Origin of the sequence: Paenibacillus sp. D9, from assembly GCF_001188365.1 — a bacterium.
Lineage (GTDB): Bacteria > Bacillota > Bacilli > Paenibacillales > Paenibacillaceae > Paenibacillus_O > Paenibacillus_O humicus.
Genome location: NZ_JZEJ01000001.1, coordinates 5,208,464 through 5,222,330, shown reverse-complemented (window position 1 = coordinate 5,222,330; position 13,867 = coordinate 5,208,464). Strand labels below are relative to the sequence as shown.

Below are 13,867 nucleotides of genomic sequence, written 5' to 3'. Positions count from 1 at the left end.
ATCTCGGTTGGCTTGAGCTGATCTTTGCTCGCAGGATTGGCAAGCATGACAGACGGCAGCCGGTTAAGAATGGTGACCTGTTTTTCCATCTGGGCTTCAGAGCCGCTTGAATCCTGCACCAATTGACGAATGCGGAACAATCCGAGACTGCTGAACGTTTTTTGCCAGCTCGTACGAGAGCTGCCGGCTATCGTCTCCCCGCCGTTGGTCGTTGCATTTCGCAAATACCAAGTTTGAGGGAGATTCTCTCGACTTCCGTCCTCCTTGTCATAGGCAGTGGAGTCGAACGTAATTGAAACGCCACGGAAAGTACTCAAGTGTGTTTGATTGAATCCAGGAACCGGAGGAGTGTTGTGAGCAGGTATCGTTCCTATGTTGACCGTCTGAATGGAATACACCGACCAAGCCCCGTACTCATCCTTGACGGCCATCCCGACTTCGTAGATACCTCTTTCCTGCGGCGTGACGAGTTTCTGATAGACGGTTTCCCCGGATGGCGTTACATAGTAGAACTTCTTCTCTAATATTCCTTTTGTCGTTCGATAATCGATGCCCGTGTTCTCCGTGGAGTAGTTAGTCGAACTCACATATCGGTCGGGATCATAGCTGCTGTCCGTCCAGATGACTTTCCCGTCAGCTGCGGATGCAATCGTGAAATGCGACACTGGCCTCCGGTGAACCGTCACTTTCTTTATAAACGGATCTGAATCCTTTCGATAGTCTCCGAATCGATTGTCCGGATAGCGGTAATCCGGATGCGGATCGTCCCTCGCCTGCAGCTTGACGAGGTAATCCCCCACTTTATCAAAGGTCAGCTGCTCGGATTCAACCATGCGGCCGTTTAGAGATGATAAACCTTGATTGTTGATGAATCGCGGCGTATGTTCATAGCTCCATAAGTAGGAGCCGGCTTTAGGATCCCCTTCCGGATCGAAGAACTGAATGTTTTCATACTGCACATCAGCCCTCGCTGTGCCTTCATCCCAGATGGCATAATCCGCAGACCACTCCACTTTGTTTTCGACGGCCTTGTAAGTCAGTGCGCTGAAACGGACAAAGGCTTTGTTGGCATAGTATCCGAACTTGCCTTCCGTGAACTGGCCGTCTATGGCGCTTAGAATGGGAATGTTGTTCAGGAACGCTTCAATTTTATTGCCTACTGTTTTGACCTTCAATCCGTAGCTGACATCGGACTGGAAAGGGTAGCTACCATTCTGTAGTACCATCCTGGATCCATTCATATATTTCACAAGGTCAAACGAATGGCCATCTGTCTCTACCGCGTACCGGTTCCGTGGATCCTGCATGCGGAAGCTGAAGCCCATGTTCTCCTGGTCGATGTCCACATCCGTCATGCGAAGGCTGAATTTCATCTCCACATCGTTCAGCGAAACGTCGGATACCATCTGTCCGTTTGTGAACGTTTGACGTGCAAGCGGACTTGTCGTAGGATCGCCTACGGCCATATAGACGTAAGGAATTTTCGACGGATAAGCAGGTTCCAGAACTTCAACCAGGACACCGTTACCTGTATACTCTCGGAAAAATGCACATCCATAGGCATTGCAGTCGCCGCCGGTGTTGGCATTATCCGCTGTAAGGGTTGTGTTGCTTCCTGTCCTGTTTCCGTTCCAATCAACGAAGGTGCCTGTTCCTCCGGGAAGCCGTTCCTTAATTGTGCCATCCCTCATGCTCAGCCGCAGCACGGTGGATTCAATGCTTGTCGAGCCCCCGTTTTGAACTAGAGGGACGTACAAATCATCCGCCGATGGCGACATCGACATTGGATGATAATTCAAGGTCGTCATCCCCCGGTAAAATCCGACCTGGTTGCTGTTCAGTCCGGCTTCCCGATTGATTTCATTCACATACTTCTTCCAGACTAGATTCATGTTGGCGTCGTATTTGTTAACCGTTAAGTCCAGGTAAGAGTGAATCGGATTCCATGTCTGTCCTGAAGATATTTTGGTGCCATGGCCCTCATAGGTGTATGTGTTCCCATACGGGTCCGTGTACCATTCATCCGCAATGTGATAATCAAAGCCGGTCCAATACGTTCCCGGCCTTAACGGTACGGATTTGATTGTTCCAAGGCGCTTGGGAGATAAATCAGGACCAAGCTTGACGAAATATCCGGCATCCCCGCCGTCAGGGAGCGTGTAGTTGGAGGAATGGTCATTGTAGAAGCTGCTTAAAACAATGGTTCCGTCATTTCCGGAACGGGATATTTTCCATTCATCAAAGGATCCCCATGACTTGTCCCGATCGGCTACAATTCCATCGAAACTGGAGGTAAAGCTTTTTTCCTTCAAGACTTGTCCTGTTGATACATTGTACGCGGCAACCCTCACTTCACCTTGCGCGGTCTGGATTACATACAAATAGGATCCCGATACGGTAAACCACTTTCGATAGGCGTTATCGATTGTAATCACGTACTCATACGGGTGCCATTCGTCCATTTCCGTTTAGGCAAATAGGGGTTGCTGTAATCCCAAATGATAGGCGACAACTTCTTTGGATTCATGCCATAGATGGTGTAGCTCGAGCCCTTGTAACCGGAAAAGATCGTGAGTTTTTTAGTTGAATATACTTGAGGCAAGAAGTGATTGTACAAGATATTTCCGTCACTTCTAACCTGCATCAGTTCATTGTCTTTATCCAGAATGATGTCATTAAACTTGTTTTTGTTCGTAAGTGCGCGCCAGGGAGAAAGGGAGTTGGGTCCAAATCCATTGTCGGCTTGCGTTCCCATGGTCCAAAATACAGTATCATTTCCTGTTGCGCGGTTCATTTCATAGCGGTTCATATTATTCGCTGCCCCGCCGAAATTGCGGCCTTCGCCACCGACCAGGCTGCCGCCGTCAACATTCCACAGCTTGAGCTTGTCGTATACCTGCTCCAAAGTGTTCGGGACGTAAACAGGCCAATCAATCATTTTCTCCGGACGGATGGTCGTACTGGCGTCCAGATCTGGCTGCGGGTTCTTGCCTTTGAGATCGAAGGATACTTCTGGAGCATTGTTCACGATATTTAGGACAAGAGTTGATTGTGATTGATTGTCCGTGCTGCCCGTCAGGCCGTAGTTTTCAGTTACCTCTGTCCAGAATAAATACTTTCCGACTTTGCTGCCGGCAAAGGTGACTTGCTTCATAGTCCCGGTCAATGTCTGCCAGGTATCATCTGCAAAGCCATTGTTCAGCGCGTCGTATTTGTATTTGTATTTCGCCGAAATGATTTCATCGCCATCCGGACTGTAGGATTTATTGAGAATGACGTTAGGCTCATTACGGATGCCAAGTGAAGGAACTTCAAGTTTGGCAATGGGGGGCTGATCGGGTTTGACGATAATCTCGCATACGGCTGGAGCGTCCGATTTTCGGCCTTTCGTATCATACACATCCAGTTTGACTTGGACGGTGATATCTTGGCCGGTTCCGTTCGCATAGCTGGTCTGTTTGTTCTGCCATTCGTCGCGGGAGTGATCGATTGGCGTTCCGTCTGGACTGTAGCTGCCGCTTGAATCGAATGCGCTGAAAGGGACAATGTGATTTTCGATGACACTGGCCGGGCATTTAATGATTGGAATGGGGCTGCGGGAAAGAACGTTAATAAAGGCGCTGGCCTCTGCTGTCGCTCCCCACTGGTCACGGCCGGTTCCATAGACAGTATGAGTGCCTTTCTCCATTGTGACTTCGTACATGCCGTATTCGTTCGTCGGGTATTTGCCTTTTAAGCCTTTGATCCAGGGCGTGCCTCGACTGTAATCGAAACCATCAAAGATGAAGTCATCCCCATCCAGGTCATTTGGAGTAGGGACCGATGGGTCTTGGATAACGACGAGATCAAGGATATCGCCTTCCATGGCTTGGCGGACCGGTTTTGTCGGTTCGCTGCGTTTCACCCATGCAATCTGGAATGTCGGCGGATGGTTGTTCTTTGGTCCTTTGACTTCAAGAGTCTTCGGTCCGATCCAATCAGTTGCTCCGCAATCGGTTGATACCTTCATATAGACTTGATGGTTACCTTGCCCGATTGCTCTTGGATAGTCGGACCGGGTATAGGTGGTATCGGAATAACTTCTGATCCATTCAGTGACGCTTTCGTTGCTGCCGCGAACGAATTTGTACATGTGACCGGTATACGTGCATTTTCCCAGTTGCAGATCCTTTGGGTGAGCTGTGAAGCTATCCCCGTAGTCTATTAAAGGGGGGAGGACGTCAAAATCGGCCTTAATCTCTTTGTTTGGAGTCGGCGTCGGTGTTGGAGCTGCGCCAGGCGTAAAGGTGCGCTGAATCGTATTGTTGCTTTCGTTGGATTCATTGATGACGTTGCCGCTGTCTACCGTGAGCTTGAAGGTTTTGGATGCGCTAGTCATGAATGTGCTCACAAACGTCAAGCTGGCTGATTCACCGCTCTTAATCGAGCGAATGGTATCGAGCTTGAGCGTGATCCCCTTTTCGTCCGTCACCTTGACATTGAAAGTGTTATTGATGTCCATGCCTTCGTTATGATAAGTTGCCGTGAAGGTGGCGGGTTTCCCGACTTCGATGACAGGTGGGCCGGAGATGTCGTCTGCGATGAGGTCGGGTTTGGTGGGGGTGCCGATGCGTTCGTAAATTACATCAACTTCATATTCTAGGAGATAAGTAGTTCCTGACCATATTGTATTTGAGTTCAAAAAGTAAGAGCGACCTTGAACATTACCACCTAAAGAATTATCTACAGAATAGTCCAAGCCCTCAACGTTATTATTTAATGACAAAGGTTTATGAACTTTTAAATAGCCATAACCGTCAGTACCCTTACCTTTGTAATCAATGGTCATCCCTGCATTTATAGGTGTTGCTTCAGTTATATTTATTGAATGTGAGGATACTTTTGAGTTCGTTACTAAATCTCCTGTATTTGTCACAAAATAATCGGGTGGAGGGAGCTTGTCTGACCATGCAGCTGCACTGCCATCCGAGTATCGAAGCTGTGAAGGAATTGCTTTCCCGCTATCATCTATTGCAGGAATTGCCCCTGGGTACTGTGAAATCCCTCCAAGTAGGGTTGATGAACTGGCTGCGTATTCATAATTACCTGCTTCACTGGTGCCAGTTCTCCATGTTTTCCCACTTGAGCTACGCCAGATTGCGTAATACATTGTAGACTTTCCATCAGCGTTAACTGGGACTGGATCCCCGCTAATGATTGAAATGTTAATTTGTTGAGTGGAAGTGTTATAAGTACCCAATTGTCCCTTTTCAATATCATTTTTTCTAAGTGTGTAAGATTTCACTTGATAATTTTGAAATTGTGGGACGGCAATTGTTAAGTTATTAATTGTTGAAGATGGATAATATTTTTGGTAACCCGGATTGTTTGTCGACTTAATAGTATAAGAATAAGTGTCATTAGAAGTTGCTTCTGCTATAGGTGAAAAAAACGGTGTAAACAGGGAACTCCAAAACGAAATAAGCAGTAAACATACAGGCCATTTCTTCATTTATCTAAACCATCCGGGAAGAGTCTTCCTTCCTTAGAAAACCAAATGTGATTCCCTTTGTTATTCCAATCAAAATAGAAGAATGGCCAGTTTTTTGTTTTAAAAAATTCCAACTTCTTTCTATCAATTGTTGCAAGATACCATGTGGTGATTTTATTTTTTTCTCCAAGATTAATTTTATCATTGGAGTTTAATTTGGATTTGAGGTTAAAAGGATAGATAATTGCTGTTTCTAAATACGGGTTACCGACCATTTCTTTAAAATATAGATTAGTATTAGTCGCTGTCTTTACGACTTCCATTGTAATATTGAAGGCTACTAAATAATCGTTTATCCAATCTTTTCTACTTTCCTTGAGTAGACCGGGTACCCAATTTTTAAAAGGGCTGTTAGAGTCGGACATATCTATTACAAGGATTTGATTAAAGGTCCCCCTTACGTTATAAGATAAGTTCTCCGATAAGGGAAGTGAATCAATTCTCCCTCCCCACATCGTTTCAATGTTTGTTCCTCGATAAGCTACTTCCGCATACGAGGCAGCTCTTTTATCCGCTGTCAGATTTCCGCCATTTAGAACCGTCAGGACCCGATCCACAATAACCGTGGCCTGAGCGCGCGTAGAATTTTCTTTCAGACCCAGCTCGCCGCCGGTAAGGCCAGATAGGATTCCGCGCTTCGTTGCTTCATAGACCAATTGCGTGTCGCTAGTCTTCGTATTCCGCAATGTTTGATCAATAGCCCTTACTGTGATTCGCGCCATTTCCTGGCGGCTGATCGGCTGAGTCCAATTCCCATTAAAATCGGATGTACGGTGTATGCCAGCTTCTACAGCTGCACTTACATACGGCGTGTACCAGGGCTTGCCGGATAAGCTTGCGGGGATATCCAATTGGAGAGATAAATCAACAAGCTTCAGGAATTCAGCCCTGCTGATCTCTTGATTCGGTTTGAACGTGCCGTCTTCGAATCCATTGACCAGCTCTTTCGAGATGAGCTTTTGAATCGAGCTGTAAAACCAGTCGCTGGCTTTCACATCCTTGAAGGATGTACTGGCGGCCGCAGTTGAAGCTGCTTCAATTGATGCTGAAACGCATGAAAAGAAAAGAGCAGCAGCTGTTAAACCGGTGGTCAGTTTGGAAAGTTTCATTTCAATCCGCTCCTTAACATAGGATCTTGTTATTTCCTAACCTGCTTGTGAATGGTCTGGCATGAATTGATCGGGTGATAGAGCAGCGGCTTAATTTCATTCATAAAAAGGTTGTCCGACTTTCCCACACCTTTGTCACTTAAATGAACCGTCCGCTTTTAAACCAACACTAGGAATCGTTCTGTAATTGTCGTCCAGGAAAGATAAAATTATATGGTCTAAAAATTGTTATCGTTGTTCCCGAGCCTGCTCCGCAATAATCATCGATCTGGTCGAGTTGATAGATTCGTACATGATCAAGCCTGAACCGGCTAGCATAACCATAGCCGACAAGGTAATTAACATTAACCGAACCAAACTGCATTCCTCCAGACACCTCTTTTTGCCTTATATCGGTAATTTTAATGATTCCTTCCATAATCAGAACAAAAAAACACCCGTCCCAGCATCAGCTGCGGACGGGTGCTTCCCGATTCCGAATCATTCATTTCTTCCTATTATATCCATGTAGAATCATTAATCAACAACAAATTTATCTCGGGAGCTTGTATCTCAGCTCAAGCGCATCGGATTCCCTGGGATCGGCCATGACAGCCACTTCCCGAACATACCCTCGCTGAACGAGCTTCTGCAGGATAAGCGTAAGATCGACGTGAAGTCCGTTCATGGAAGGATGGCTTGCCAGCTCCATGATGCTCCAAGGCTCCTCCCTCGATTCCAGAATATGAAAGATTAGAGAGGAGCAGGATCGCATTTTGCTCATGATCGAAAACTCGCAGGCGAGAAGCACGAGCTGAATGCGCTGTTCAAGCGTCTCCGGACTCGTCGTGAGCTCCTCATACAGCTTATAAATGCCCGGATGGAACCTTCGCATCTGCCGCCAAACGGAAGGCTCCGGATGAAGTCCGGCTTCAAGCAGCTCCATATGGGCATAATGATTTAAAGTTTTGATAATATCGTTATGAGCATCGAATTGAAACCCGTCCGAAAGGTTTTTCTTGGCTTGAAGGCATGATTTCAAGAAAGCCTCATACTCCACAAGCAGCTTCCGCTTCATGAGCTCATCCGGGAATTGGCTGATGCGCGCCTTGATCTGTTCGAGGAAGCTTTCCTTGTCGAAAACAACGTCTCCTCGCAGCAGCCATTCGATGATCCTGCCGTCGCTCCCGTTGGAAACCCATTGCTCCAAGCCCACGCAGGTTGTCCGGCGGATCATGACACGCTGCCCTTCCATGCGCAAATGTTCAATCGATGGCCGGCTGCACGCCGAGCTCGTGATGACGAGCAGCAGCAGGTCCAACCCGTCGATCTGCGGATGAAACGGATAGGGATGAGAGACAGACACAAGCCCGATCACTCCTTCTTCAAACTGGAGCATACTCGAAACGTGTTTTTTCATAAGTTCCAAACGGTTATCCCCCATATAGCTTCCACCAGAAGTTTCCGCTATAATATTAGTCTGTAGGTTATGATTCGACAAAAACAGGCGGTTTCCTGCCTTGCTTACAAGAAATCGGGCCGCTATGCCCGAGCCAATGAAAGGGAATGAATTCGAGTGCTACTTAAATCCAGCAAGATCAACGAGTTCCGCCTGTGGGGGCTTGTTCTCATCCTTGTCGGAATGGGGGTTATGATTCTTGGCACGGCAGGCATCGTTTTCTGGGGCCAGACCGGCAAAGTGATTGCCGCCGTGTTCATGGTTATCGGCATGATCGCCCTGCTCGTCAGCGTCGGCATCTATTTCTGGGCAGGCATGCTCTCGACCAGCGCGGTCATGCTCATCTGTCCGGAATGCGGACGCCAGACCAAAATTCTTGGACGCACCGACCGCTGCATGTACTGCAAGACGATCCTCACGCTGGACAAAGAGATGGCGACGCACGGTCTGAACAGCGATGATGATGAGCTGCCTGTTGCTGCAAGCAAGACCGATTCGGGACCGGCAGCAGCCGCTCCGCCTTCGTCCCAGGCCTGAATTTCATAAAAGCCCTCGGCGCCGCGACTTCACTTGGAAGTCATGGCGCCGAGGGCTTTTTTTGATCGTGATTTAAATCGTCCTTGAATCAAGATGGATTGCTGAGGCCGTTGTGGATGACAGACCAGACATCATCCGCCTGGAAGGAGCGGCTCCATGTGGCCACGCCTGCCAATCCGTATTTGTGGACCAAGGCGATGCGCGCCTCAAGGGAGACTTTGTCTTCGATCCATATCCGGTTCAGCCCTCCCTCTACCGGGTACTGAACATAATTCTGGCCCGTTGACGGATCAAACTCCGGCTTCAGCTTGTTCGTCGCGATCAGCTCCCTGATCTTGTTCATGCCGACAGCCTTGGACGATACTTTGACCGACCCGTCCGAACCGGTTTTCTCCGTCCAGATCCGCGTATATAGAGGCATGCTCAAAATCAGCTTGGAGCCGGGAATCTTATCTTCTTCCAGCAGCCTCAAAATCGAATTTTCCACCCAAGGCAGCGAGGCGACCGAACCCGACTGGGGACTGGACGCCCAATGCTCGTCATAGGCCATGAGCATCATGTAGTCGACGCTTTGAATCAATTCGGCCCGGTCCAGGAACAAGGACCACATCTCGCTATTGGACTTCGGCGTCACATCGATGGAAACGACAAGACCCTGCTCATGCAGCATCGGCGTCAGCTCCCTCACGAATTGAACGAGTGCGCCTTTGTCGGAGGTCCGTACATTCTCGAAATCGATGTTGATGCCCTGAAGCTGGTACATTTTGGCGTAGGCCAAAAGCTGCTGGATCATGGAAAAACGGGTCTCGACATTGGCCAAAGCTTGAGTCGTCCGTTCCGGATCAAAGCCGTTGCTGAACAGCGCCCACACCTGGATCCCCTTGCTTCTCGCCCATTTCGCATAATTGGCATCCGCCTTGCTGCGGATTTGGCCGGCTCCATCCATTAATTCGAACCAGGTGGGGCTGACGACGTTGACCCCTTCCATGGCAGGGAACTTCGCCGGATCGGGAGCCACGTTGTATACCGCTTCCCAAGTCAGATTGATTTTCTGGCCGGTCGATTTCCACGCCAGTTCAGGCTGCTGCTCGACTGGCTCTTGAGTCGTCTGCTTGTCCGACAACCGAAGCTCGGATTTGCGGGCATAACCGCTGTACCCGCTTGGTCCTTGGACGGAGTACCAGTCTCCCTCTTCCTTCCAGACCGTGAGCCTGCCTTCCAATGGAACCTTTTCAATATAAGGGCTATGAATGCTCGGCCCGTTACGGACAGCCAGCTCCTTTTTGCCAGGAATCGCATACTGGATGCTGTCGCCTCCCTTGGCAAGCGTAACGGCTCCAGTGACCTTCGATACTTGAGCTTGGACGCCGTACAGCGTGTTCAGCGGAGTCAAAGGCACATAGACGATGCCTTTTCGGGTTTCCGGAGCGACAGCCAGCTTGAACGGTTTGCTGCCAAGCTTGGCGGTGAGAGTATCCGTTTTCATTCGCAGCACTTGACTGCCATTGGTTAAAATGATGGATTCCGAATCGGCTTCATAGCGAATCGGAATCTCGCTTCCGAGCATGGAAGTGACGGCTTCGATCGGAAGCTTGATCTCGTCGCCCTCCAGCAGAGCGCCCGCTCCCATGAACTCGCCTTTATAGAACAGCGGATGCTCAACCGAGAACACCGGCGTCTCCTGCTCGTTGCTTGGCATAAGCAGCTGATATCCTGCCCATGCCCCTGCCATGATACCGATACATACACAGAATCCCAGCAAGCGGCGAAATCCTCTTCCCTTGCGCCTGCCCGCAGAGGTCATGCCCCTTCTCATTGCTCACACTCCTTGCGTATACAAAGATTAGACGAGTTCGGAACGCAAAAAGTTGACCGATCCTTCTCTATGAGTCTATTAAAAGAGGGCTATATTCATGCACATAAAAAAAACCGTTTGGAAGCATCGCTTCCAAACGGTTTCAATTCACGGTCGTTTTCGCGCATTGCGTGCATACTCCGTAAATTTCCATTCGATGTCCTTCGACACGGAATCCGGTCTCTCGGGAAGCGGCTTGCTCCACCTCCATGAGAGGAGGATACTCAAAGTCGACGATATCTCCGCATACTTTGCATATGGCGTGATAATGGTCGGACAAGTCGGCATCAAACCGGCTGGAGTCATCCCCATAGGTCAGCTCCCTGACCAAGCCTGCCTCGACGAACAAACGCAGGTTGTTGTAGATCGTAGCGACGCTCATGCTCGGGAAGTCGGGTGACAAAGCTTTATAGATCTCGTCCGCAGTCGGATGAGTCATGGAATTCATCAGAAACCCAAGTATCGCGTGACGCTGCGGGGTCATGCGGACGCCGCTTGCCTTCAGCTGCTCCAGAGCTTGCTCAACGCTGGCTCCCATTCCCGATCACGTCCTTCGTAATTTATAGTTGTATTTACTTTGTAGTAGTTCTATTGTAAGCCTGAATTTTACGTTTTGTCAATGAAGAGGCTACCATCCAACTTTTCTCTTTGCATGGCCTATAGGCTTCATCCGGGACCGGGATAAGAGGTAATCCGTATGTCGCTGTTGGCATCGACCCGGATCCGGTACGTACCGAGCCCGATTTGGCCTTTGACGGTCTTTTTCTCGATTTGGAGAGGCAGCTCGGAACGGATCGTCCCGAAGGTAACCGATCCATCAACCGTATAAGAACCATCCGCCGGCAAGGATAAGAGAATTTCGCCAATGGAGCTGTTGATGTCCCAAGTGCCCCCGACCACAGAGCTTGCCAGGCTGATTTCTCCATTCAGCGTATCCGCCTGCACGCTCCCGCTTACTTCACGGACATGGATGAATCCGTTCCTCGTCTCGAGCAGCGCTTCACCCCGAACATCGTTGATGTCCAGATTGCCATTGGCCGTGGAAGCGGTCAGCTTGCCATGGATCGACGAGGCTGTAATCGCTCCTTCCTTGGCCGACAACGCCGCGTCTCCGGTAATTCTCCGGGCTTTCACCTCGCCATTGCTGGTGCCCGCTTCCAGCGGTCCGGTCAAATCCATCGCTTCGATGGAACCGCTGCGATTGCGTACGACAAACCCGCCGGTTGCGCGAATGCCGCTTAGCTTGACGGAGCCGTTGCCCGCATTGAGCAGGAATTTGACCGTTTGCTCAGGAGCAGCGGGAGGAGGAGAGGGACTCGCCGCGTCCGTCTGTGGAGAAGGAGAAGGCTCCGTACCGTCGGGTACATTCTCTCCCGGCAGGGCTGTTCCCGCCGAGAGAGGACCAGGAGAAGGAGATGCTCCCGGAACGGACAGCAGCGTCTCCAAATCGGCCGGAATCGTAATCTGGAGGTTGAAACGCGGCATCCGCGCCCCGTTGGCGCCGTAAGGCATCCCCTTTGTCTCAATGTGCAGCTTTCCTTCCGCAGATACGGAGACGGCTGATTTTTGCTCCACCAGATCCGCCTCCTGCTTGTTGTCGGAATCGACCCAGAGCGTCGCTTCGACGGTTACTTCCCGGCTGTCCGGGTCTGTCGAAGGTACGACCGACACGTCTCCGTTGGGGTTGTCGACCACGACATCGTTCAGCGGTTCCGTAATGACGGCGGATACTGGCTTCAAGCTGTAGCTGTACCCCTTTTCCTCCGACAGGTTCTCCATCCTCGCGCCGGTCCCGTATTGATCCAGCCAACGGAAAGGAAGCCCGCCGTATTGGGTGATCGAGTAGGCTGATCCCGCAAGCAGCAGCGCTGCAAGAAGCGAGCCCGCGCCTGCCGACAGCCTTCGCCCAGGCTTTTTTCTCTCCAGCAGCTGGTAGACCAGCATTTCAAATCCGGCAAGAACGAACAAGAGCGGCCACCAGTCGGCTAACAGCCCGATGTCATTGCGTCCCGCAGCCTGATCCCACAGCAGCAGAACTCCGCATGCAGCCAGCAAAGCGGCGCTGCTGAGCCTGCCGAAGCGGAAGAAGCCCGGCTTGATCCGAAAAGCCATCCATGCGGCGATGATCAGAAGAATGACTCCGGATGCCATATCCCCAAGCCAATCCAGTCTTGGCTGGACAGCTCTTGTCGGACGGATAAGAAAAAAGAGAATGATTCCGCCGGCGACAAGAATCATGCTGTGAGTCATCGCGAAGCCGGCAGGCTCCGGTCGCAGGCGCGCATCGTCTTCAGACAGACGCGTGCGGCTGGCGATCTGCAGGGCATCGAACACGCTGACGAAATACAGCGCCGGCAGCGCCATTCCCAAATATACGAGCAAAAGGGCGCGGCTGCCGCTCGTCGCATCGGAAAATCGGACGAGAGCGGCTAGATCCAGCAGCACCGCGAGCAATAGGACCAGGCCGCGTCCATAGCGGCCGATGTAGAGATGGCCTCCGCCGGGGAGCAAAAAAGCGAGCAGTCCGGCCAGCCAGCGACGTTTCGGTTGGAATTGGGTATTGTTCATTCCGCGCTCACGGCATGCACACCATCCAGCGATTTGATTTCTTCAAGCAATTTGATGATATTGCACGATCGGGGGAAATTAACATACAGCAGCAGCATCACCCTCGGCCCTTCCATTTCACGGTTGCCGTGCTCCTGCAGCGACATCTTGCGCATGACGATGCCTTGCTGCTGGAGAAGAGCGCTGATCGCCTGAAGAAGGGCGTTCGTTTCGTCAGCCAAAATCTGCAGGTGATGCTCTTTTTTTCCGTTGCTGAATTTGCGTTCGACTTTATTAAGGACGATGAGGACGATAAGGACAATCACTGTGACGGCCACGGCAGGGAACAAAAATCCAGCGCCGACCGCAAGTCCGATGGCGGATACGACCCATAGCGTAGCGGCCGTCGTAAGGCCCGTAATGGATTTCCCGGTAAATAAAATGGTGCCCGCTCCCAGAAAACCTATGCCCGTAATGACTTGCGCTGCCAGACGAGCCGGGTCGAGACGGACATTCGTCTCGTTGATGAAGGCTGAAAATCCGTATGCCGACAAAAGCATCAGCAGACAGGAGCCAAGGCAAACCAATATATTCGTCCGAAGGCCGGCCGCATGATTCGACTGCTCCCGCTCGAAGCCGACCAGCCCGCCGAGCAGAACAGCCATAAGCAGCCGGAGCATCATCTCCCACTCGCTGATGTACCAGGGACTGCTGACAGCCAAGGATGCGCTCATGATGTGCCATCCCACCCTTTCTCTTCGTTGCTGCGCATCTTTTCAGGCTATTGTACCTTACTGTATGCGGCGACATGAAGCATTTCTTCGCTTCAACATACTTTAACACGGATGCTA

9 protein-coding genes (1 of these 9 only partly in view) are annotated in these 13,867 nt (G+C 50.4%); 1 reads left to right on the top strand and 8 read right to left on the bottom strand.

Annotated features, from left to right (window positions below; translation table 11 throughout):
• The 4 genes from VE23_RS23285 to VE23_RS23270 form a co-directional block, all read right to left on the bottom strand.
• On the bottom strand, positions 1–2,435 hold the 5' portion of the coding sequence (locus VE23_RS23285; protein ID WP_232317025.1) for a PKD domain-containing protein. It extends 931 nt beyond the left edge of the window; the window shows 2,435 of its 3,366 coding nt (coding positions 1–2,435); it begins with the start codon at positions 2,433–2,435; its stop codon lies beyond the left edge, outside the window.
• Entirely contained in the window at positions 2,432–5,491 is a 3,060-nt protein-coding gene (locus VE23_RS23280) for a CARDB domain-containing protein (RefSeq protein ID WP_084781639.1), read from the bottom strand. Before VE23_RS23280 ends, VE23_RS23285 begins: the two co-directional genes overlap by 4 nt.
• A complete protein-coding gene (locus VE23_RS23275) occupies positions 5,488–6,639 on the bottom strand; it encodes an S-layer homology domain-containing protein (RefSeq protein ID WP_049869302.1) in 1,152 nt (383 codons plus the stop codon). The genes VE23_RS23280 and VE23_RS23275 overlap by 4 nt, the downstream gene beginning before the upstream one ends.
• A gap of 532 nt (positions 6,640–7,171) precedes the next feature.
• Positions 7,172–8,017 (bottom strand): nucleotidyltransferase-like protein, encoded by an 846-nt coding sequence (locus VE23_RS23270; protein ID WP_269746017.1) that lies wholly within the window; start codon positions 8,015–8,017, stop codon positions 7,172–7,174.
• 177 nt (positions 8,018–8,194) lie between these two features.
• Between VE23_RS23270 and VE23_RS23265 the strand changes: the two genes are divergently transcribed.
• Complete coding sequence (locus tag VE23_RS23265) at positions 8,195–8,614, top strand: YgzB family protein (RefSeq protein WP_069202519.1); 420 nt, start codon at positions 8,195–8,197, stop codon at positions 8,612–8,614.
• Between the two features lie 88 nt (positions 8,615–8,702).
• Here the strand turns inward: VE23_RS23265 and VE23_RS23260 are convergent, their stop codons facing one another.
• The 4 genes from VE23_RS23260 to VE23_RS23245 form a co-directional block, all read right to left on the bottom strand.
• Positions 8,703–10,313, bottom strand: coding sequence for a glycosyl hydrolase family 18 protein (locus VE23_RS23260; protein ID WP_232317023.1), 1,611 nt, complete (start codon positions 10,311–10,313; stop codon positions 8,703–8,705).
• A gap of 259 nt (positions 10,314–10,572) precedes the next feature.
• Positions 10,573–11,007, bottom strand: a complete 435-nt coding sequence (perR, locus tag VE23_RS23255; RefSeq protein ID WP_021877254.1) for a peroxide-responsive transcriptional repressor PerR — start codon at positions 11,005–11,007, stop codon at positions 10,573–10,575.
• 128 nt (positions 11,008–11,135) lie between these two features.
• Positions 11,136–13,037 (bottom strand): DUF4097 family beta strand repeat-containing protein, encoded by a 1,902-nt coding sequence (locus VE23_RS23250; protein WP_049869298.1) that lies wholly within the window; start codon positions 13,035–13,037, stop codon positions 11,136–11,138.
• Positions 13,034–13,750, bottom strand: coding sequence for an MgtC/SapB family protein (locus tag VE23_RS23245; protein ID WP_048745818.1), 717 nt, complete (start codon positions 13,748–13,750; stop codon positions 13,034–13,036). The genes VE23_RS23250 and VE23_RS23245 overlap by 4 nt, the downstream gene beginning before the upstream one ends.
• Between the last annotated feature and the right edge of the window lie 117 nt (positions 13,751–13,867).